This window comes from Streptomyces sp. 2A115 (assembly GCF_052245575.1).
Taxonomy (GTDB): domain Bacteria; phylum Actinomycetota; class Actinomycetes; order Streptomycetales; family Streptomycetaceae; genus Streptomyces.
In genome coordinates this window covers 1-21,123 of record NZ_JBQQCG010000046.1, presented here as the reverse complement: position 1 = coordinate 21,123, position 21,123 = coordinate 1, and the positions used below count along the sequence as shown (strand labels likewise).

Sequence of the window (21,123 nt, the reverse complement as noted above, 5' to 3'; positions counted from 1 at the left end):
TTAGCCTAACCTAAATTAGGGTTGCCTAACTGCCCTCTCGCCAGGCCCGCCACAACCGTGCGTACCGGCCGCCGAGAGCCACCAACTCCTCGTGAGTTCCCTGCTCCACGACGCGGCCCGCGTCCAGCACGGCGATCCGGTCCGCCGCCATCGCCTGGGTCAGCCGGTGCGCCACGAACAACGTGGTCCGGCCCGAGCACGCGGCCACCACTGCCCGCTCCAGCGCGGCGGCGCCCTCACTGCCCGCCTCCGCGGTCGACTCGTCGAGCACCACCACCGGCGACCGGCTCAACACCAGCCGGGCCAGGGCGATCTGGGCGACCTTGGTGACATCCAGGCGCTCGCCGCCCTCGCCGACCATGGTGTTCAGCCCGTCGGGCAGCGCGTCCACCCACCCGTCGGCGCCGACCGTGCGCAACGCGTCCATCAACTCGGCCTCGGTCGCTTCCGGCGCGGCCAGCCGCAGGTCGTCGGCGAGCGCGCCGGAGAACACGTGCGTCTCCTGCGTCAGGATGCTCACCAAGGCCCGCGCCCCGGCCTCGTCCACGCCGGCGAGGTCGGTCGACCCGACGCGCACCGACCCGGCCTGCGGGGTCCCGATGCCCGCGATCAGCGCGGCCAGGGTCGTCTTGCCCGCACCCGTCGCCCCCACCAGCGCGAGCGAACCGCCGGCCGGGATCGTCAGGTGGACATCCCGCAGGACCGGCTCCTCGGTGTCGGGATAGCTGAACGTCAGCCCCTCCACCGTCACCGAGTACGGCGCGGCGTCCGCCGACACGACAGCCTCGTCGCCCACCAGCCGGTCCTCCGCCTCCTCCCCCAGCACCCCGACCAGCCGGGTCAGGCTCGCGCCCGACTTCTGCGCCTCGTCGAAGGTGAACATGATGAGGCCCAGCGGGGTGAACAGCCGGTGGAACATCAGCGGGGCCGCCGACACCTCGCCCAGGCTGGCGGCATCGGCCTCCAACAGGGCGTATCCGACAACGATGATCAGGACGAGCCCGATGAACTCGGCGCGGTTCTCCCTGCCGACGAACCGGCCGAAGAACCGGAACACCTCGATGCCGAGATCGCGCACCCGCCACGACTCGCTGGTGACCTTCTCGCGGAAGGCGCCCTCGAGGCGGTACGCCCGGACCGTGTCGATCCCGTTCAGACCGCTGATCAACGCCTGCGCGCGGTCGGCCTGGGCCACCCGCTGTTTCCGGTAGAGCGGGGCGGACCGGGGGAGATACCAGCGCAGGGCAAGTGCGTACGCGGGCAGCGCGCCGGCGCCCGCCAGGCCGAGCCGCCAGTCGAGGCCGAACATGCCGGCCGTGGCGATGGCGACCAGCACCCCCGCCGAGAACACCGTGGGGACGGCCGTGCGGATGCCGTTGGACAGCACGGCCACGTCGTCGCCGACCCGGGACAACACGTCTCCCCGGCCGACCTGCTCGATCCGTTCGCTCGGCATCCCGAGCACCGCCCGGACGGCGCCTTCACGCAGCCGCGCGAGCAGATCCGCGCCCAGCCGCCCGATCAGGTAGGTCGACACGGCGGTGGCCGCCGCGCCGAGCAGCGCGGCGGCCACCATCAACACACCGACTGTGACCAGGATCGAGCGCGATTCGCCCTCCACCACCCCGTCGACCACCCGGCCGAGCAGGAGCACCGGGAGCACCTGGAGCGCCGCCCCGGCCACTGTGGTGAGCACGGTGGCGACCGTCAGCCAGGGCACCTCGCGGCAGTGCGCCGCGACCCATCGGGTGGCCTCGCGTCCGGTCGCCGTACGCAGGTTCGCCGGGGCGACGCGCGTGTCGGTCGTGCTCACACCGAGACCTGGGCAGGCCGGGGACAGGAAGTGTTGATCGACATCTTTAGCCGGCCGCCGACTTGACGAGCTCGTCGATCGCGTACGGCATGGACAGCAGGGTGCCCTGGGAGATGGCCGCGCCGATCGCCGGGCCCTCGCTGTCCAGCAGGTACTCCACCTTTCCGCCCTTCACGGCGTCCAGGTTGGTGAACAGCTTGAACTTCTTCAGGGCTTCCGTGTCGGCCTTGTCGTTGATGACGAAGACGCGGTCGACGTCGACGAGGTCGGTGCGCTCGGGGGACAGCGCGGTGGAGAAGCTGCCGTCCGCGATCTTGTCGATCTCGGTCTGGTACTGGAAGCCGAGGCCCGTCAGCAGCTGTCCGCGCACGTCGGTGGAGGTGAACGGGTTGATCGCGTCCTTGTACCAGGAGAGCGCGACGGCCTTCTGGTCCGCGAACTCCGGGTGCTCCTTCTTGGCGGTGTCCAGCTGGGCCTGGATGTCCGCCACCATCTTCTCGCCCTCGTCGGCCTTGCCGACCGCCTTGGCGATCTGGAGGGTGTTGTCCTGCCACGGAGCGCTGAACGGCTCCTTCTCGGCCTTGGTACGGCCCACCGTCGGGGCGATCTGGGAGAGCTTGTCGTAGGCGGCCTTGTCGACCTCGGAGTAGACCGCGATGATCAGGTCCGGCCGCAGGGCCGCGATCTTCTCGTAGTTGGGGCCGGCGTCACCGTTCTTCATGATGACCTCGGGCTTGGTGTCGCCCCACTTGTCCTTCACCCAGGGCCACTGGGTGTTGATGTCGGGGCTCTGGCCCGCCGGGTTCGGGTACTGGTCGACCATGCCGACCGGCTTGATGCCGAACGCCAGGACACTCTGGTCGTCCGTGTAGCCGACGGTGACCACCCGCTTGGGAGCTTCGTCGACCTTCGTGGATCCGAACGCGTGCTCCACGGTGACCGGGAATGCGCCGGTGGCGGCAGCGGGGGTCTTGTCGCTCGACTTGTCCGTGTCCGCCGAGTCGTCGGAACCGCATCCCGCGAGGAGGCCGACGCCGAGGGTCGTGACGGAAAAAACCGCCGCCACGCGCCGCCAGGGCTTCATAAGCGTCGTTCTATGGAGGAGCATCCGAGATCCCTTGCTTTCGCGCCATCCGCTACACCCCTGTGTAAGGGCAGGCAAACCTTAACCCGCGGAAGTGAGGTTAGCCTAGCCTTACTTCGGCAACTTTATCGGGATCTGGTCGAGTTGGACCTGGGTGCGGCCGATCGGCACGATGAGCGGCCGGTCCCCCACCGGGTCGTCGATCACCATGGCGCGCAGTCCGAACGCCTCGTGCAGCAGCTCGGCGGTGATCACGTCACTCGGGTGCCCCTGCGCCAGGATCGACCCCTCCCTCATCACGATGAGGTTGTCGCTGTAGCGCGTGGCCAGGTTGAGGTCGTGCAGCACCATGACCACGGTGCACCCCGACTCGTGCAGGTCGTCCACCAGGTCGAGCACGTCGATCGCGTGCGCCAGGTCCAGGTAGGTGGTCGGCTCGTCGAGGAGCAGCAGGTCGGTTCCCTGAGCCAGGGTCATCGAGATCCAGACGCGCTGACGTTGTCCGCCGGACAACGAGTCGACGGGACGGTCGGCGAGGTCGGACACCTCGGTCATGGCCAGCGCGCGCTCCACGACTGCGGCGTCGCCCGACGACCACTGCCGCAACCAGCTCTGGTGCGGATGGCGGCCTCTGGCGACCAGGTCGGACACCGTCAGCCCCTCCGGCGCGACCGGTGCCTGCGGCAGCAGGCCGAGCTTCTTCGCCACGTCCCTGGTCTTGAGCTTGACGATGTCGTCGCCGTCCAGCACGACCGTCCCCCTGGTCGGCTTGAGCAGCCGCGACAGGGTCCGCAACAGGGTCGACTTCCCGCAGCCGTTGGGGCCGATGACCGTGGTGATCACCCCTGGCGGTATCGCCACGTCGAGATCGTCGATGACGATCCGGTCGCCGTACCCGACCGTGACGCCCCTGGCTGCCAGTCGTGAGGCGCCCTTGACCCCGGACTCGATCTCGGTGATGGACTGAGCGACCACGAGGCCCCCTCCGCTTAGGTTTGCCTAACCTTTTGTACCAGCTACCTGAGGTTCGCCCGTACCAACAGGTAGACGAGGAAGGGTCCACCGATCGCGGCGGTGACCACGCCGACCGGCAGAGTGATCGGCAGAGCTGTACGGGCCACCAGGTCCGAGCCGATCAGCAGCAGCGCTCCCACCAGGCCGGAGGCGACCATCGGCGGCGTCGGGTACCTCGCCAGACGCATCGCCACCTGCGGCGCCACCAGCGCGACGAACGGGACCGGGCCCGCCGCGCTCACCGCCACCGCGGCCAGCAGCACCGCGCACAGCAGCAGAACGGCCCGCACCGTCGAGTACCGGACGCCCAGGCCCGCGGCGACCTCGTCACCGAAGTGCATCGGCTTGAACTGGAACGCGACACCCGAGACGACGACCAGGAGGGCGAGCGAGCCCCAGAACGCCACCCAGACCTCGTCCCACGACCGGTTGTCGAGCGAGCCGACCAACCATGCCTGGGCCCGGGCCACGTCCCTGATGTCGGCCGTGACCAGCAGCCAGGTGGTGATCGCCTCCATCACGGCGCTCACCGATATGCCGATGAGGATGAGCCGGAAGCCGTCGATCCCGCGCCGCCACGCCAGGAAGTACACCAGCAGCCCCGTGCCGAGACCGCCCGCGAGCGCCGCCCCGGACAGGCCCACGGAGTTGACGATCGCCGCGGAGGTTCCGCCCGACACGGTCACCAGGAACACCGAGACCGCGCTGGCACCCCCGGTGATCCCCAGAATGTCCGGGCTGGCCAATGGATTGCGCGCGATGGACTGCGTGATCGCCCCGGACACCCCCAGTGCGATCCCCACGATGAGCCCGGCCAGGGCACGCGGCATCCGCAGGTCCATGATCACGAACTCATCGACCCGCTCACCCCCGCCGAAGATCGTGGCGATCACCCGGGACAAGCCGATAGGGAAGTCCCCGACGCCGATGGACACGCAGAACACCAGGAAGGTCGCCGCTGCCAGCAGCAGCGTGACCAGTACGACCCAGGGCCGCCATACGAAAGACACCTGGCCGAGCCGCACGCCCGGCGCCATCGATGGCTTCACGTCTGTCCCGTCCGGCTTCACGTCTGTCCCGTTCATGCGTTCTTGAACTTTCCGCGCCACACCAGAACCGCGAAGAACGGAGCACCGAGGAGCGCGACGACGACACCCGTCTCCAGCTCGCCCGGCCGCACGACCAAACGGCCCACGATGTCGCAGACCAGCAGGACGATGGCGCCGAGCAGGCCCGCGTACGGCACCAGCCAGCGGTAGTCGGGACCGGTCAGATACCGGGCCACGTGGGCCACCATGAGCCCGAGAAACGCGATGGGGCCGCACGCCGCCGTCGCCGCACCCGCCAGCAGGGTGATGGCGGCGATGCCGACGGTCCGGCTCAGCGCGATGTTCACCCCGAGGCCGCGAGCCACGTCGTCGCCCAGGTTGAGCAGGTTGATGGTGGGCAGCGTGGACAGTGCCAGCACCAGCCCGACCGCGATGAACACGGTCACCGGCCAGATGACGTCGAATCCGACACCGGCCACGGAGCCCGCGTTCCAGAACCGCAGCGCGTTCAGCGACGCCTTGTTCGACAGGGCGACCGCCGTGGTCATCGCCATGAGGAACACCGTGATCCCCTGCCCGGCCAGTGCGAGCGTCAGGGGGTTGCCGGCCCCCCTGCCGATGCTCGCGATACCGAACACGACGACACCGGCGACCGCCGCCCCCAGGAAGGCGAACCAGACGTACTGGAACGGGCTGGAGAACCCGAACACGGCGACCACCGACACGACGGCGAACGAGGCGCCGGTGTTCACCCCCAGCAGGCCCGTGTCAGCGATCGGGTTGCGCGTGTACCCCTGGATCAATGCCCCGGCGACCGCGAGGGCGATGCCCGCCACGATCGCGAGCACCGTCCGCGGCACCCGCACGGTCTGCACGATGAGCCTGATCTCGGTGAGCCGCTGGTCGGGGTCCGGCGCCGCGAACAACCCGTGCCACACCTCGGTCGGACTCAACGCGCGCGCACCGACAGCCAACGACACCGCACTCGCGGCCACGAGGACCACCACAAGCGTGCCCAGACCCACAACCCGCCGCCGACGGGCCGCTGTTGTGCCGCCGGGTGCGGGGCGCTCAACCGCAGTCGTGCTCATGTCGATGTACGTTATCCCTTTGATTTCACGGGCTTGCACAGTGCTGCCGCGCCTGTGGCGGCGTGGGGGCCGCGCCCCGCAGGGGCGCGGGGCTGTGGCATTGTGCGGCTCCGCCGCGCGGGCGCGACCAGCCACATCCGGCCCGCAGCCGGACTACCGCACCTCGAGCGGAGCGCCCGCGTCGGCGACTGGCCGGGCCTCGTCCGACGTGGACTTGACGCCCCGGTCGAGGAGCGAGTCCAGGATCTCGCCGACCCTGACCGCGGTGTTGGACAGCAGAGACGACGTGATGCCGTGCGTGTGCTCCGTGCCGCCCTGCAGGTAGATGCCACAGCGCAGGTCGGGGTCCGTCGCGATGCGGTAGTCGCGCTCGACGCGGACGCGGCCCTCGTCGTCGCGCAGGCAGTGGTCCGCGACCTCGCCGAGGAGACCGAGGGGGTCGACGGGGCTGTATCCGGTGGCGCAGACCACGACGTCCGCGTCCAGGGGAGTCTCCTCGCCGGTGACCAGGGACTTCACGGTGGCACGGACCTTGGTCGGCGTCTCCTCCACCTCGGTGAGCCGGGACACGTTGAGGAAGCGCAGCCGCTCGGTACCGAGGACCTTCTCCTGGTACATCTGGCCGTACAGGTCGTCGATCAGGTCGATGTCCACCACGGAGTAGTTGGTGTTGCCGTGGTAGTCCATCAGCCGGCGCTTGACGTCCTCGGGCGCGGCGAAGTACTCGTCGACCGCCGCGGGGTCGAAGATCCGGTTGGCGAAGCTGCTGTCGTCGGCGGGGCTGTAGCCGTAGCGGGAGAAGACCGCGCAGACCTCGGCCCGGGGGAAGCGGCGGTGCAGGTAGGCGACGTTCTCGGCGGCGCTCTGCCCGGCGCCCACGACGACGAACCGAGAGGGCGAGGTGCCCTCCAACTCTTCGACTTTCGCCAGCAGTTCGGAGTTGTGCCAGACGCGGTCGCCGCGCTCCACGCCCTCCGGCATGAGGGGACGCAGTCCGGTGCCGATGACGAGGTTGCGGGCTCGGTGAACCGAGAGCCCCTCCCCCGACCGGACGGTCACCTCCAGGTACTCCACGGCTCCGTCCCGGACGACGGGCGTGACGCCGACGACCTCGTGGCCGTAGGAGACCACGTCGTCGACCTTGGCGGCGGCCCACTCGAAGTAGTCGTGGAACTCCACCCGAAGCGGGAAGAGGTTCTTGTGGTTGAGGAAGTCGATCAGCCGCCCCTTGCTCTTCAGGTAGCAGAGGAAGCTGAACTCGCTGGCCGGGTTCCGGAGCGTCACCAGGTCCTTGAGGAAGGACACCTGCATGGTCGCGTCGTCGATCAGCATGCCGCGGTGCCAGCCGAAACGCGGCTGCTGCTCGAAGAATTGAGCGGTGACCGCCTCCTGCCCGCCGACGCGTGCGTTGTGCTCGCTGAGTGCGATCGCCATGGCCACATTGGACGGCCCGAAGCCGATGCCAATGAGGTCGTGGACCGATGATGCGTCATCAGGAAGAACCTGTGACATGTCACTCCCATCGTGCGGGGCAGCCGCCTGTCAGGCGTGGGGGAAAGTACGAAAGGTGGGCACGCCGACGGAGCGACACACCGTGAAACTTAGGTGAGCCTAAGCTAAACCCGCCAAGGTGTCGACAGGGCAAAACGGACGACCGGGTATCGACGCTCGTCAACTGGGGCACCAAATACCCCCGTTGCAAGCTAAGGTAAGCCTTGCTTTACTTGCCGCCGGTCATTCCCTGCCCTGAGGAGGAACCCCATGCGGGTCGTCATGCTCGGTTACCAAACCTGGGGGCACCGCACCCTGCAAGCCCTTCTGGACTCCGAGCACGACGTGGTGCTGGTCGTGACGCACCCCAAGAGCGAGCACGCGTACGAGAAGATCTGGAGCGACTCCGTCGCCGACCTCGCCGAAGAGCACGGCGTCCCGGTGCTGATCCGCAACCGCCCTGACGACGACGAGCTGTTCGAGCGCCTCAAGGCGGCCGACCCCGACATCATCGTGGCCAACAACTGGCGCACGTGGATCCCCCCGCGCATCTTCGGCCTCCCGCGCCACGGCACGCTGAACGTGCATGACTCGCTGCTGCCGAAGTACGCCGGCTTCTCCCCGCTGATCTGGGCCCTGATCAACGGCGAGCCCGAAGTGGGCGTCACCGCGCACATGATGGACGACGAACTCGACGCCGGTGACATCGTCCGGCAGGAGGCGGTGCCGGTCGGACCGACGGACACGGCCACCGACCTCTTCCACAAGACCGTCGACCTCATCGCCCCTGTCACGATCGGCGCACTCGACCTCATCGCCGCCGGGCAGACGGAGTTCACCAAGCAGGACCGGTCCCGGGCGAGCTTCTTCCACAAGCGGTCCATCGAGGACAGCCGCATCGACTGGACCTGGCCGGCGGCGGACCTCGAACGCCTGGTCCGCGCCCAGTCCGAGCCGTACCCCAGCACCTTCACCTTCCACAAGGGCAAGCGACTCGAGGTCCTCGCCGCCGTGGTGTCCCAGGGTCACTACGGCGGTACGCCCGGCCGGATCTTCTACCGCGAGGGCGACGGCGTGGTGATCGTCGCCGGAGCCGATGCCCGCACGGGCCGCAACCGGGGCCTGGCCATCACGCGCGTACGGACCGAGGACGGCCGGGAGCTCCCCGCGACGGAGTACTTCACCTCCATGGGCGGCTATCTGACCAGCCGCCCCTGATACGTCGGCCCTCACCACGGTCCCGAGGGCCGGCCGGACGCCGCCGTCGTGCGGGACTTCCCGTCTTCGCACGGCGGCGGCCCCTTGATGACAGTTCCTGTCGCCGCTTCCGCGGCCCGCGCCTTGCGGACAGAACCTGACCGCAAGGTTCCCTACGGTCGTGCCATGACGCAGACGCAGAGGATTCTTGTCACCGGCGCCACCGGAACCGTCGGCCGCCAGGTCGTAGCCGAACTGCTCGCCCGCGGCCACGCGGTCCGCGCCCTCACCCGGAACGCGGCGAGCGCCGCCCTCCCGGACGGCGTCGAAGTCGTCCAGGGCGACCTGACCGAACCCGACAGCCTGATCCCGGCCTTGGAAGGCGTCACGGGCCTTCACCTCATCACCTTCGGTGGCCCCTACTTCGCCCCGCTGGAGACCGGCCCGCGGATCCTGGCACTGGCCCGCGCGGCCGGCGTACGCCGGATCACCGTGCTGCACGGCGGCGGGCCGTCCCTGCTGGAGGACGCCGTGCGCGGCGACGACGGCGTGGACTGGACCGTGCTCATGCCGGTCGAGTTCATGGCCAACGCCCTGGAGTGGGCGGACGGGGTCGTGGCCTCGGGCGAAGTCCGCGAGCCGTTCGTCTCCCGGCTGAGCGCCATGGTCCACGAGGGCGACATCGGCGCCGTCGCCGCGGTCGCGCTCACCGAGGAGGGCCACGGGGGCCAGGAGTACGTGATCACCGGCCCCGAGCTGCTGACCGTCGGCGACAAGGTGGCAGCGATCGCCGCCGCCCGTGGCCGGGAGATCGCCCTGGTCGAGCTGACCGAGGAGCAGGCCGTCGCGCAATGGCGGGCGGCCGGCCACCCGGAGGACGTGATCGGCTTCCTGATCGAGGCGTACGGGAACACCCCGGAGGTGGGCCGTACGGTCCTCGGCACCGTCGAAAAGGTCACCGGCCACCCGGCCCGCACCTTCGCCCAGTGGGCCGCGGAGCACGCGAACGCCTTCAAGGCACCAGCCTCCGCGGGCACGACGTAGCCCCCGCGCAGTAGATGGGACGGACGCGGAAGGATCCGCACCACAGGTGACGACCGCGTCCGTCGCAAGGTGAGGGTGCCTCCGGCCGGGATCACCAGGGCCGTGGCGGCACGCAGGCGACAGACAGGGCCTCCAGGGCACGCAGCGGACGCCGCGTACACGGCCTGGGGCGCCTCACCGGCAACGAGCCAGGGAGCGGGTTCGGTCCCGCGACACGACTACGCGTGCAGGCTCTTGTGATAGATCACGAAGTCGCACGGAGTTGCCAGACTGGGGGCCAACTCCGGATACGACTCGTCGATCGAACCCGTACGGACCACCTCGTAGCCGATGCGTCCGTACCAGTCCGCCAGGAATTCCTTGGAGGGGTGCGACCACTCGCGCGGAACAAGCAACTCCAGCTGCATGACATCGAGTCCGGCTTCCCGACCGTACTGTTCGGCGAACCGCACCAGGTCCCTGCCGATCCCTGTGCCACGCCGCTTGGGCGCGGCAGCCAGCATGCCGAACTCACAAATATCAGCGGCAAGTTGCTGGATCCGGACACATCCGACGATCTCCTCGTGCAGCCGCGCCACAGCGACTTCCCCCGCTTGAGTGAGCGACGCAACCTCCTGTCGGCTGGTCCGAGTTGTGCCAGGGGCCCACAAGCCTTCCTCGGCCACTTCGTAGACCTCGTTGATCAGCGCGGTCACCGCTGACATGAGATCGAAGTCCTCAGCGTGGGCAGGAGAGAGAGTCTCGATGCGGAGTATCTCGTCGTTGGTCACAGATGTGCCTTTCACAAGCGGGATTCTCAAAGAACCGTACGCACCGATGCTCGGGGACAGAACAGCTCAGCCACACAGGGACGGCATCGGGGTAACGGGAAGCAAGCCCGTGGTCATCCCGGTGCCGAACATGGGGTTGAGCGTGGCCCAGGCATCGCCGACCGTCAGGATCCCGGTGGCCACGGGGAGACGTACGTACACACTCGGTGCGCTCCGCCGAAGTGGCGTCGCCGACAGGGACCTCCGGAGCGCGGCGATCGGCAGGCCACGGGTCAGCCGGTCGCGGGTGTCCACCGGATCTGCGTGCTGCACAGGGAGACCACGGCCGCCGCTGCCGCGACAAGCGCCAAGCCCCACACCAGACTGCTCGCATTCGCCACGAAGCCGATGAGCGGCGGCCCGGCCAGAAGGCCCGTCGTGCCCATGGCGGCCACCAGGGCCAGCGCGTCCGAACCCTGTTTCGCCGCGGCCACATAGACGCATGGGGTCACCGCCGCGCATCCCAGTCCGACGCAGGCGAACCCGATGAGGGCCGTCACCACTCCCCCGCCCACCAGGGCGAAGGCAAGCCCGGCGGCGGCCAGCGCACTCCCGAGGAGGACGACGCGCCCGTCGCCCCAACGGCTGCGCCAGCCGTCCGCCAAGAGGCGGGCCACCACCATCATGCCCGACACGACGGCGATGCCCATGGGCGCCAGTTCTGCCGACGCCTCGGCGACTTCCCTCATGTAGAGGGCGGACCAGTCGTTCATGGAGCCCTCGGTCACGGTCGCGAAAGCCATGGCACAGCACATCCACAACGTCATGCGGGACGGCAGGGTCCATCTGCCGCCGGCCTTCTTCTCCGTCTCCGTCTTCTCCGTCTCCTTCTCGGCGGCAGGCGCGTCCTCGGCGAGAAGACCGGGGCGGGCACAGGCAGCCAGCAGTACGAGGATGACGGCCGCCACACCGAAGTGGCCCACGACCGACGTGGTCACCGCGTTCATGCCGGAGGCCAGGAGGGCCGCCAGCAGTGAACCCGCGCTGAAGGTCGCGTGCAGCCTGGCCATGGCGTTGCGCTCGTGGCGTGTCTCGAGCGCCGTTCCCTGCGCGTTCATGCCGACGTTCAGGCACCCCACGAACACGCCGTCGGCGAGGAGCACCAGCAAGGCGACCGGATAGTTCGGTGCCGCGGCCAGAGCCAGGAGCAACAGAGTCAGGACGAGGGTCGACAGGAGCGCCAGCCGGGCGGAGCCCAGCCGTTTCATGAGCACCGGTACCAGGGGAAACGACGCCACCGCGCCAATCCCCGCCGCCATCAGCAACACACCCACCTCGGCCGCGGTCAGACCGAGGTCCGCCTTGATCGCGGGGATCCGCGAGGCCCAGGTGGCGTACTGGAATCCGAGGGAACAGAACAGTGCGGCGATCGCCAACTGGCCGCGGTAGAAGGGGTCATGGACACGGAACAAGTAGATCAGCTCGCTTCGTCGCCTTGGACATGTAGACGGCATGCGTGCCGTAACCGCCGGGGGAGATCCCCGGGTGCGCGGTGAACCCGCGCGCCGACCAGAACGGCTCGCTGCGGCCGACGGCGATCAGCGAGATCCGCTCGTACCCCCGTGAACCGGCCGTCAGAGTGAGGTGGTTCAGGAGGTTCTGCGCCAGTCCCCTGCCGCGAAGGCGCTCTGTGACAACGATGTCGTGGAGGTGCAGATTGCGCGGAGAGGGCGACGGGATCACCGCCTCTTCCGCCCGTTCCAGGTCCGGGTACCGGCCGGCCGGATACGGCAGGGCCAGAAGGTATCCGACAGTCCGGGCACCGACGTCCAGTACGAAACACGTGCTCGGCGAGGCGTCCGCCCTGGACCTCAGCGCCGCGCGCCCCTCCGACAGGCCGATTGCGGCGTAGGCACGGGACTCCATCTCCACGATGGCGTCCCAGTCGGCGTCGGTGATGTGGCGTACGCGTATGTCGTCACTCACGGGCGCCACTCGTTCGTCCGGGTGCACTCGTCCAGGTGTACGGAAGCGGGTCGAAACCGTTGAAGCCCTGGGTCATGTAGCTGATCGCGTAGGCGCCGCTGGACAGCACCCAGACCGGATCTCCCGATGCCAGGCCCTTCGGTACCTGGACGAGACCGTAGTCAGGGAGATAGGCGTCGTCGCTGTCGCAGGTGGGACCTGCCATGACGGCAGGGACACATTCGGCGTCATGATGTGTGGGGAACACGAGCCGGTACTGCACCGCGTCCATCTCGTACAGGCCGTTGAACTTGCCGCAGCTCAGGTAGAGCCAGTGCTGGCGTTCGCCGTTCGGTCTCCGCCGCTCGGACAGCCGGGCCACGTGGGCCCGGATGGCTCCGTGGTCGGCGACGAGGTGGCGCCCCGGCTCCATGACGAACTCGAGGTGGTCGCCGTGGACTTCCCTGAGGTACCGCATGCCCTCGCGGATCACGGCGAAGATCTTGTCCATCGGGGGGTCCAGCGGCGTGCCGTACCGGTCGAGGTACCCGAGTGCCGGAAGCCCGCCGCCGAGGTTGACGTGGTCCAGGGACATCCCTCGCCGGCCCAGGGCGGCCAGGACGTCGGCCAGTGACTCGACGGCACTGTGCCAGGCGTCGGCGGTCATCTGCTGGGAACCGACGTGCACGGACAGGCCCGACGGTGTCAGGCCCTTGTCCCGCGCCGATTCCAGCACCCGCACCGCGTCGGAGGGCGAACAGCCGAACTTGTTGCTGAGGCCCCAGAGCGCCCCTTCCCCGCTGGTCGCCAGTCTGCAGAACACCCGGGCGCCGGGGGCGTGGACCGCGATGGCCGCCACGTCCTCCAGGCTGTCGGTCGCGAAGTCCCTGATGCCGAGGCGATGGGCATCGGCGATGTCCCGGTCGGACTTGACGGTGTTGCCGTAGTGCATCCTGGCGACCGGCACGCCGGCCCGCAGCGCCTGTTCCAGTTCACGGGGGCTTGCCCCGTCCACCCCGGCACCCTTCCTCGCCAGGCACGTGAGGACCTCGTCCACCGGACAGGCCTTCATGGCGAAACGGACAACGACTCCGGGCAGTTCACGCCGCAGCGTCTCGTAGCGGTCCTCGATTCCGGTCAGGTCGAAGACGATCCGGTCCTCGGTGGCGGCCGCCAGCGCGGCGAACAGGGACGCGGGCTCATGCGTCATGGCCGTACTCATTCCGGCTGCCCGGGCGCCTGGTGTACGGGGGTGAGCCGGGCCGCACCCACCAGCGGCTCCCATGCCTCCACCAGCAGGGCGAAGTCCTCGATGTCGCTCCGTGCTTCGTCAAGGAGGCGTTCACGGCGCTGCGCCAGGAGATCGGCGAACGTGGCGTATCTGCCGCCCAGTTGCCGGTACGCGGCGTCGAGGATGTCCAACCGCTGGACGTTCTCGCCGCGGTCGAGCCGTGTGCTCTCCCTCGCCAACCGGGCTACGGCGGACGCACGCACCTGCCCCCGGTCGTCGAGTAACGACGCTCCGGCCCGGCCCAGCCCGTCGTAGATGAAGTTGAAGTAGAGCATCGACAGCAGGAACTTGACGTAGCGCGTCTGGTACGCCATGAACCCGGAGTCGGTCCGTCGTTCACCGGTGTAGAAGTTCACGATGTTCCGGTTGTGCAGAACACCCGGCAGCGCGGCGTCATGGACCAGGTGGATCAGGAAGTAGTCACTGCCGATCGTGTCGGTCGCGGGCGGCAGCGGTACGCGTTCGTGCACCCCGTGGAAGCTGATGTTGCACATGTCCACCCGCATGGGGTCGACCAGGGTGAGTGTCGAGTGGTCGCGGACGAACGTCTGCGAGCCCGCCCCCCGGAAGGACTCGTCGACGAGCTGCTTCTTCTGTTCGCCGGACCAGTGGACGGGCGCCCACAGGCTGACCATGTCGTAGTAGACATCGGGGTCGAGCCGGAGGATCTCGCCGATGTCCACGGAGAGTTCGCCCACGAAGGAGCTGCCGACCATCGCGACACGTTTGTCCGCGTGCCGCACGTCCAGCGCGTTCTCGGTGACGTCGTGCGCGGCGTCGGCGGCGCGCCTGCCCAGCGACATGAGCTCGTGATGGATGGGGAAGACCGTCTCGCCGTTCACGACCTGGTACCGGCTGTCGGAGTCCCTTCGGTGCACGGACTCGCAGCCGAGCGCGATGCCGATCAGGAAGGCACGGTTGGTGCAGGCACCGTAGGAGGGATCCGCCGGAAGCATCAGATCCAGCAGCAGGTCGGGCTTCATGGCCCCGGACCGGCCGATCACCCGCTGGAGGAAATCCCGCTGGTCCGCCTCGCCCAAGTGGTGTACGGCGATTCGTGGGTTGCCGGGGAGGCGGCGCACGGCCTCGGAGTGCTCCGCGTACGCGGGGGCGTCGCAGGAGTCGAGGATCAGCAGATGGACCTCGGCGTCGAAGTGCTCGGCAGCGTGGGCCGCTTCCTCGCCGATGGCCGCGATCGTCGCGGAACAGGGCCTGTTGGTGGGGAGGGTCAGACAAATTCTGCGCATGTCTCTTCTCCGACCGCCTTGTCCGCCTCGTTCGCCTCGTTCGTGTCGTTCGTGTCGTTCGTGTCGTTCGTGTCGTTCGTGTCGTCCAGGGATGCCCCGCTCCAGGACGTGAGGCCCAGCAACTTGGCACCGAGTTCATTGAGGGTGGCCCTGCCGTACCTCAGGGATTCGTGTCGCGTGACGTCGCCGAGCAGCGTTGCGTTCCAGTCCGGCGTGCTGAGGGTGCGCCAGGACTCGACCCGGGAACGCCTCAGCTCCTGACGGGACTCGAGCGCGGGCATCATCGACAGGTACTGGACCGCTCGCACGCCAGTCTCGGAGGTGTTGGGCGCCACGCCGTGCGCCAGCAGGCCATTGAAGATCAGCAGGTCGCCGGCCTGGAGTTCCGGTCGCACCACGGGGAACTCCGCGCGGTCGATCCTGGGCCGGATCGGGTCGCGGTCGTCGGGCTGGAGTGCCTTCCACCGGTCGAATCGACGGAACAGCTCGGGGCAGCACTGGAATCCGCCGAGCTCCGGCGTGGTGTCGTTCAGGGCGATGATCCCCTGGACCCGCTGCGGCAGCACACCGAGCGTGGTGTCGACATCCCAGTGGAGCTCGATGTCGAACCCCTCTTCCGTACGCGGAATCAGGGCCCGATCGCGGTTCTTGATGTTGGGCGGGTTCAGGTTGAGACGGTCGAGGGTCACCCACAGTTCTTCGCAGTCCCATACGTCGACGAACGCGTCGTAGACCCGCTGCGACTGGCGGCTGTCCCATATGAGCTGGTGGTGGTAGGCCTCGACGAACCCGTAGATGTGCAGTTCCCGGTCAAGGTCCGAGCGGTACTCGCGGTCCTGGTACCACGTGTCCGGACGGTCGGGGTCGAGTCCCTGGAAGTCCCAGGCGAAGTCCAGCAGGCGTCGGGCCGACGACGCGGGAATCGCCTGCTTCACCACGACGTAGCCGAATGTCTGCCAGAAGGCGAGGTCCTCCTCGGACAGCACTCTGAGCGGACGGGTCTTCTTCAGGTCCCGCAGAGGCGTCTGGGCTAAGTACGTCTCGGCGTCCGAGCTGAAGTAGGGGACGTCCGAGGGGGCTCGATGGAGATAACGGTCAGGCGTTGGCATTGCTGTGCTCCAGGCCTTGATCTCGTACCGGTGACTCCCGGCCGGGAATCACCAACTGCGCAGAGTGCGGCGGTGGTTGGCAGGAACGCGATGGGTGTCCGCACCGCCTGACGAGTGGTGGTCCCGCCTGAGGAGTGGTGGTCGTGTCCAGCAGGATCACTGCACCACGTGTCGCACCAGCCCCTCTTCGAACTCGCGTACCACCAACTTGGACTAGACCAACTCGCGCTGTCAAACAGGTGACTTGAGCGCGTGTCGTTATCAAGTTGGCGAGATCCGGACCCTCTTGACATCAGCGGTTAGCCTGAGCGAAAACTCATTGGTCTGTACCAAGCTCGTCCCTGTTGCCGATGCCGTCGTCGGCGGCATGGACCAGCGAGCCCGACCCGAAAGGCGCACTCGATGGTCTCCAGCAAGCACAGCAAGGAGTTGCGACGACTTGCGCTCTCCGCCCTGCAGCCGGGGTTCGTGGGTATTGAGGCACCGGAGTGGGTGCTGCGCGAGATCGGTGACGGGCTGGCATCCGTCGTGCTTTTCGGCCGCAACATCGTCTCGCTGGAACAGGTCGCCCGTCTGACCGGACAACTCCGCGCGGAGAACCCCGAGTTGATCATCGCGATCGACGAGGAGGCCGGCGATGTCACCCGGATCGAATCCGCGACCGGATCCACCCGGCCCGGCAACTTCGCCCTCGGAACAGTCGACGACACCGAGCTGACCGAAGCCGTCGCCGCCGATCTGGGACGCCAACTGCACGCCGCCGGGGTGAGCCTCGACTACGCGCCCAGCGCGGACGTCAACTCCAACCCCGACAACCCGATCATCGGGGTCAGGTCCTTCGGCGTCGACCCGAAGGTGGTGTCCCGGCACACCGCCGCGTGGATCCGGGGCCTTCAGTCGGCGGGGGTCGCCGCCTGCGCCAAGCACTTCCCCGGCCACGGGGACGTCGCCGTCGACTCCCACCACGGTCTGCCCACCTACGGTGCCGACCGCGAACAGATCGTCACCCAGGCCCTGCCCCCCTTCCGCGCCGCCTTGGACGCGGGCGTTCGCGCGGTGATGAGCGGCCACCTTCTGGTCCCCGCCTACGACCCCGACCTGCCTGCCACGCTCAGCCGACGCATCCTGGGCGAACTGCTCCGCCAGGAACTCGGGTTCGACGGCCTGATCGTCACCGACGCCATCGAGATGGGGGCCGTCGCCGACCGCTACGGGATCGGCGGGGCCACGGTGAGAGCCGTCGCCGCCGGTGCCGACGCCGTCTGTGTCGGCGGCGAGAACGCCGAGGAGGCCACCGCCGTCATGCTCGCCGACGCTCTCGTCGGCGCCGTCGGGTCCGGAGATCTCACCGAGGAGCGGCTCGACGAGGCGGCCGGCCGTGTCCGGGAGTTCGCGGCCTGGTCTGCGGGCCTGGGCCCGGTCGACCCCGTCGACACCGATGGCAGCGACATCGGCTTGACAGCCGCCCGCCGGGCCATCCGGCTGGCCGGAGCCACCCAACACGCCCTGCCTCTGCCCACCGCGCCGCACGTGGTGGAGCTGGTGCCCACCACCAACCTGGCCATCGGCAAGGAGACCCCTTGGGGTGTCGCCGTCCCACTGGGCGAGCGGCTGCCCGGAACCACCTCCGTGCGGGTGCACCACCAGGAGCTGCGCTCCCGGACCACCGCCCTGGAGACGCACGCACTCGTACCCGCCTCGGGGCGCCCCTTGGTCGTCGTCGTCCGGGACGCCTCCCGTCACGAGTGGATGACGCACGCCCTCGGGGACCTGGTCGCGGCCCGTCCCGACGCGATCGTCGTGGAGATGGGCCTGCCGGGCGCCCCCGTCTCCGGAGTCGTCCAGATCTTCACACACGGTGCCACCGCCGCATCCGGAGTGGCCGCGGCGGAAGTCCTGGCGGGCGCCCGGTAGCCCGTGACCTCCCACGCGCCGACCTCACCGCCTGGTGCGGGGCGTTCGCGGAGGCAGACGCTCGGGGAGACGGCGGGTCGCGAACGGCCGGGCCCTGCCACGAGCCCCGCGACGCCACGCGTGATCGGGAGGCGTCAGTCGAGCAGCCGGGACAGCACACGCCCGAATCCGTCGTGGTCGACGTCCGCACCGGCCGCCACCAGCGCGGCGTATCCGATGAGGGCGGCGAGGACGACTTCGGCCTCGTCGGTGGGTGTCCGGTGCTCACCGTCTCCGGAGTGCTTCTGCGTGATCAGGTCGGCGAACTGGTCGCGTACGCGGGCGTGCCGTCCCGCGACGACCGGAGCGAGCAGGGGGTCGATCGCGGCGTTGCCCCAGATCTGAGCCACCAGCCGGGCGTGCGCGTGCCCGTTGTTCCGCGGATCCACGTGGCGGCGGAGTTGCTCGGCGGCCTCGCTTGCGGTGTCACCCGGGATTCGTTCGCCTTCGCCCTCGCTGCAGACAGCCAGGACCAGGTCACCCTTGCTCGGGAAGTAGCGGTACACCGCCCCGATGGAAATCCCGCACGCGGCGGCGATGTCCGCCATGGAGGTGTGCGCAAAGCCCTTCTCGGCGAACAGCGTGAGGGCGGCCTCGAGGATTTCCTGGCGCCGCGCCTCGATGTAAGCCGCTGTGACCTTCGGCAAAATGAACCATCCTTCACTTTTATTGCTAGGGTAACCACCGCCCCAGCCGCTCACTGACGTCGCTGGGTCAACACCCTGTCAGAGTGCGAGTTTTGGCTGAGCCGGGGTCAGTGGGCTGGGCGGACGCATTGTCTGTCCGGCCCGGGCGGACGGGTGGTTGCCCGCCCCATCCGTCGGCCGGCGTTCCGCGCTCGCCTTCGAGCGGCCGATGACATGGCCGCCACATCACGTTGAGGAGTTCCGTGCGAATCCTGTTCTCCAGCACGCCCGCCTTCGGACACTTGCTGCCCATGCTGCCGCTCGCTGCGGCGGCCCGCCGCGCCGGTCACGAAGTCGCCGTGCTCAGCCATGCCTCGATGACCGCCTCGACCGCTCCGATGCCCTTACTCCCCGCCGGCCCGAGCATCCCGGAGACCCTGCGGGATGTCACCCGACGCGCCGAGATAGACGCTACACAGGACATGGCGGCCGGACCGGTCGAGTTCTTCATCGAATCCCGAGTGGGCCTGGGTGCGGAGGCCGCGCTGGCCGCCGCCACCGCCTTTGCCCCCGACCTCATCGTCGCCGACATGGTCGACTACCTCGGCAGACTTGCCGCCGCCTCGCTCGGCGTCCCCTGGGCAGCGCATGGGGCGGCCCTACCGCTCGACGCGGGGCTGGCCACCGTGCTTGACGAGGCTGCCGTCGCTCGCTTCGCCCATTACGGGGTGACCCCCACGGCGCCCGTCGCCTACGTCGACCCGTGGCCCGACAGCCTCCTCCGGGACGGCTACGCGCTGCCCGCAGAGCGAATAGCCATCCGCCCCGAGCCGCACTCCGACGAGAACAGCACGTGGTCCCGGCCGCAGTTCGCCGATCGCGAGGACCGCCCGTTGGTCCTCGTGACCCTGGGCACGGTCGTCGAGGATCCCGACACCCTCGCCGCGATCCTCGACTCGCTGGCCGCCCTGGACGTCAACGTTCTCGTCGCTCCGCACTCCGCAACGGACTTCGGGGACCGGCCGGTCGACTCCACGCGGGTGCACCTGGCGGGCTTCGTTCCGATGAGGCAACTGCTGGAGGGGGTGGACGTAGTGGTGTCCAACGCGGGAGCGGGCAGTGTGCTGTCCGCGTTGAGCGCTGCCCGACCGATGGTCCTGTTCCCGATGGGTCTGGACAAACCCGTCAACGCGGCGCGGGCCGCCGAAGCGGGCGCGGCCGTGGTCATCGATGCTGCCGACCAGGTCGCCGACGCGGTCGCGCGAGTGCTCGCCGACCACGCGGTGACCGACGGCGCCGCGACGGTGGCCGAGGAGATCGCCGGGATGAACTCGGCCGACGAGGTTCTCGGGCTCCTGTTGAAGTTCCTCGGGTAACCCGTCCGCGAGACGTGCAAATCGAACGGTCCCCCGGAAATGATCTCCGGGGGACCTTCAGGGGCAAGGGGTTATGCCGTCCGGTGTGGCAGTCAGGACGGTTCGACCAGCTAGCCCGAAGGCCCTGGAGCAGCCGTCCAGGGACAGCAGATCAGATGTCCAGGGAACTCAGCTCGCGACGGAGAACGACGCGAGCCGCTTCGGTCGCGTCCTTATGGGCCTGCCTGGCCGCTTGATAGTCCGGGGACGGCACGGTGGAGCCGGAGGCAAGTACCTCGCGGATCCTTCGAAGCGAGATGTACGACGCGTCGATCGCCGTCACCACCTCATGGTTCGCTGCCAGAATCAGCCGTTCCCGTGCTTCATCGCATCCCGACGCCTGGTGTACCTGCCGAATCCTGGCCGCTCTCGCCTGCGGACTCGCATGCTCTTCGTCGGCGGCCAACCGCATGGCTTCGTGCGCCCTCCGAAAGGAGACGAGACAATCCGCGTACATGCTCCGGCGATCCTGCAGCCTGTTGTCCCTGGCGGTGCGCCGCCAACGCACATGCTCGCCGACCAAGGTGGCCCCCACCCCCAGTACGGCCCCAAGCCCCGTCCCGACCAGACTCGACCACTCCACGCCAACAGATGGTGCCATGCGGGGCACAGACACAGAACCCCTTGATCCATAGGCATCTGATCCTTGCAGCGGTCATAAGGTCGAGTGATGTCCCTGTCGAAGTGGCTCAGGGTGCCCTGCTTGGCGCGCTCGCGGCTCCTCACCAGTCGCCCGCGCTTCCACGACTGCTGGGCCCGCGGAACCTCTTTGGAGGACCGACCCTTCGCCGACATCAAGGCCCCGTTGCCCGCGCCTTCGGGAGGCGACGGGCAACGGGGACGCGCGCGAACTCCGGGTCAGATCTGGCCGGCCTTGTCCAGGGCGGTGCAGCAGGTGTCGACGATCAGGCGTGTGACGACGTACGGGTCGACGTTGGCGTTCGGGCGGCGGTCCTCGATGTAGCCCTTGCCGTCCTTCTCGACC

18 protein-coding genes and 1 pseudogene are annotated in these 21,123 nt (G+C 68.7%); 4 read left to right on the top strand and 15 right to left on the bottom strand.

All coding sequences use genetic code 11. The annotated features are described in order from the left end of the window. Positions 1-25: 25 nt before the first annotated feature. The 6 genes from ACTWQR_RS32785 to ACTWQR_RS32760 form a co-directional block, all read right to left on the bottom strand. On the bottom strand, positions 26-1,813 hold the full coding sequence (locus ACTWQR_RS32785; RefSeq protein WP_443230838.1) for an ABC transporter ATP-binding protein: 1,788 nt from the start codon (positions 1,811-1,813) through the stop codon (positions 26-28). 46 nt (positions 1,814-1,859) lie between these two features. After that, positions 1,860-2,921, bottom strand: a complete 1,062-nt coding sequence (locus tag ACTWQR_RS32780) for an iron-siderophore ABC transporter substrate-binding protein (RefSeq protein ID WP_443230837.1) — start codon at positions 2,919-2,921, stop codon at positions 1,860-1,862. Between the two features lie 87 nt (positions 2,922-3,008). Beyond that, the gene (locus ACTWQR_RS32775; RefSeq protein ID WP_443230836.1) at positions 3,009-3,872 is read right to left on the bottom strand and encodes an ABC transporter ATP-binding protein; all 864 of its coding nucleotides are present in this window, start codon (positions 3,870-3,872) and stop codon (positions 3,009-3,011) included. Between the two features lie 41 nt (positions 3,873-3,913). Continuing rightward, the gene (locus ACTWQR_RS32770) at positions 3,914-4,996 is read right to left on the bottom strand and encodes a FecCD family ABC transporter permease (protein ID WP_443230835.1); all 1,083 of its coding nucleotides are present in this window, start codon (positions 4,994-4,996) and stop codon (positions 3,914-3,916) included. Further along, entirely contained in the window at positions 4,993-6,051 is a 1,059-nt protein-coding gene (locus ACTWQR_RS32765; protein ID WP_443230834.1) for a FecCD family ABC transporter permease, read from the bottom strand. The genes ACTWQR_RS32770 and ACTWQR_RS32765 overlap by 4 nt, the downstream gene beginning before the upstream one ends. A gap of 153 nt (positions 6,052-6,204) precedes the next feature. Then, entirely contained in the window at positions 6,205-7,563 is a 1,359-nt protein-coding gene (locus tag ACTWQR_RS32760) for a lysine N(6)-hydroxylase/L-ornithine N(5)-oxygenase family protein (RefSeq protein WP_443230833.1), read from the bottom strand. 249 nt (positions 7,564-7,812) lie between these two features. On the opposite strand from ACTWQR_RS32760, the gene ACTWQR_RS32755 reads away from it, so the two are divergent. Together ACTWQR_RS32755 and ACTWQR_RS32750 are read left to right on the top strand one after the other, a co-directional pair. Next, positions 7,813-8,760: a methionyl-tRNA formyltransferase gene (locus ACTWQR_RS32755; protein WP_443230832.1), complete on the top strand. Its 948-nt coding sequence runs from the start codon at positions 7,813-7,815 to the stop codon at positions 8,758-8,760. Positions 8,761-8,925: 165 nt separating this feature from the next. Next, a complete protein-coding gene (locus ACTWQR_RS32750; RefSeq protein ID WP_443230831.1) occupies positions 8,926-9,783 on the top strand; it encodes an NmrA family NAD(P)-binding protein in 858 nt (285 codons plus the stop codon). A gap of 218 nt (positions 9,784-10,001) precedes the next feature. Here the strand turns inward: ACTWQR_RS32750 and ACTWQR_RS32745 are convergent, their stop codons facing one another. From ACTWQR_RS32745 to ACTWQR_RS32720, 6 genes are all read right to left on the bottom strand, one after another. Next, a complete protein-coding gene (locus tag ACTWQR_RS32745) occupies positions 10,002-10,553 on the bottom strand; it encodes a GNAT family N-acetyltransferase (RefSeq protein ID WP_443230830.1) in 552 nt (183 codons plus the stop codon). Between the two features lie 272 nt (positions 10,554-10,825). After that, complete coding sequence (locus ACTWQR_RS32740; RefSeq protein ID WP_443230829.1) at positions 10,826-12,004, bottom strand: MFS transporter; 1,179 nt, start codon at positions 12,002-12,004, stop codon at positions 10,826-10,828. Continuing rightward, a complete protein-coding gene (locus ACTWQR_RS32735) occupies positions 11,988-12,518 on the bottom strand; it encodes a GNAT family N-acetyltransferase (protein ID WP_443230828.1) in 531 nt (176 codons plus the stop codon). The genes ACTWQR_RS32740 and ACTWQR_RS32735 overlap by 17 nt, the downstream gene beginning before the upstream one ends. After that, positions 12,511-13,707: a type III PLP-dependent enzyme gene (locus tag ACTWQR_RS32730; protein WP_443230827.1), complete on the bottom strand. Its 1,197-nt coding sequence runs from the start codon at positions 13,705-13,707 to the stop codon at positions 12,511-12,513. The genes ACTWQR_RS32735 and ACTWQR_RS32730 overlap by 8 nt, the downstream gene beginning before the upstream one ends. 8 nt (positions 13,708-13,715) lie before the next feature. Further along, positions 13,716-15,035: a DUF6271 family protein gene (locus ACTWQR_RS32725; RefSeq protein WP_443230826.1), complete on the bottom strand. Its 1,320-nt coding sequence runs from the start codon at positions 15,033-15,035 to the stop codon at positions 13,716-13,718. Beyond that, on the bottom strand, positions 15,017-16,144 hold the full coding sequence (locus ACTWQR_RS32720; RefSeq protein ID WP_443230825.1) for a phytanoyl-CoA dioxygenase family protein: 1,128 nt from the start codon (positions 16,142-16,144) through the stop codon (positions 15,017-15,019). Before ACTWQR_RS32720 ends, ACTWQR_RS32725 begins: the two co-directional genes overlap by 19 nt. A gap of 402 nt (positions 16,145-16,546) precedes the next feature. On the opposite strand from ACTWQR_RS32720, the gene ACTWQR_RS32715 reads away from it, so the two are divergent. Then, on the top strand, positions 16,547-18,058 hold the full coding sequence (locus tag ACTWQR_RS32715; protein WP_443230824.1) for a glycoside hydrolase family 3 protein: 1,512 nt from the start codon (positions 16,547-16,549) through the stop codon (positions 18,056-18,058). A 134-nt stretch (positions 18,059-18,192) separates the two neighbouring features. Here ACTWQR_RS32715 and ACTWQR_RS32710 read toward each other — a convergent pair whose 3' ends face one another. Beyond that, positions 18,193-18,744, bottom strand: coding sequence for a TetR/AcrR family transcriptional regulator (locus ACTWQR_RS32710; protein WP_443230823.1), 552 nt, complete (start codon positions 18,742-18,744; stop codon positions 18,193-18,195). 242 nt (positions 18,745-18,986) lie between these two features. On the opposite strand from ACTWQR_RS32710, the gene ACTWQR_RS32705 reads away from it, so the two are divergent. Beyond that, entirely contained in the window at positions 18,987-20,099 is a 1,113-nt protein-coding gene (locus ACTWQR_RS32705) for a glycosyltransferase (RefSeq protein ID WP_443230822.1), read from the top strand. A gap of 151 nt (positions 20,100-20,250) precedes the next feature. Here the strand turns inward: ACTWQR_RS32705 and ACTWQR_RS32700 are convergent, their stop codons facing one another. Further along, on the bottom strand, positions 20,251-20,421 hold the full coding sequence (locus tag ACTWQR_RS32700) for a hypothetical protein (RefSeq protein WP_443230821.1): 171 nt from the start codon (positions 20,419-20,421) through the stop codon (positions 20,251-20,253). 575 nt (positions 20,422-20,996) lie between these two features. Continuing rightward, positions 20,997-21,123: pseudogene (locus ACTWQR_RS32695) on the bottom strand (glutamine synthetase); the annotation flags it as partial.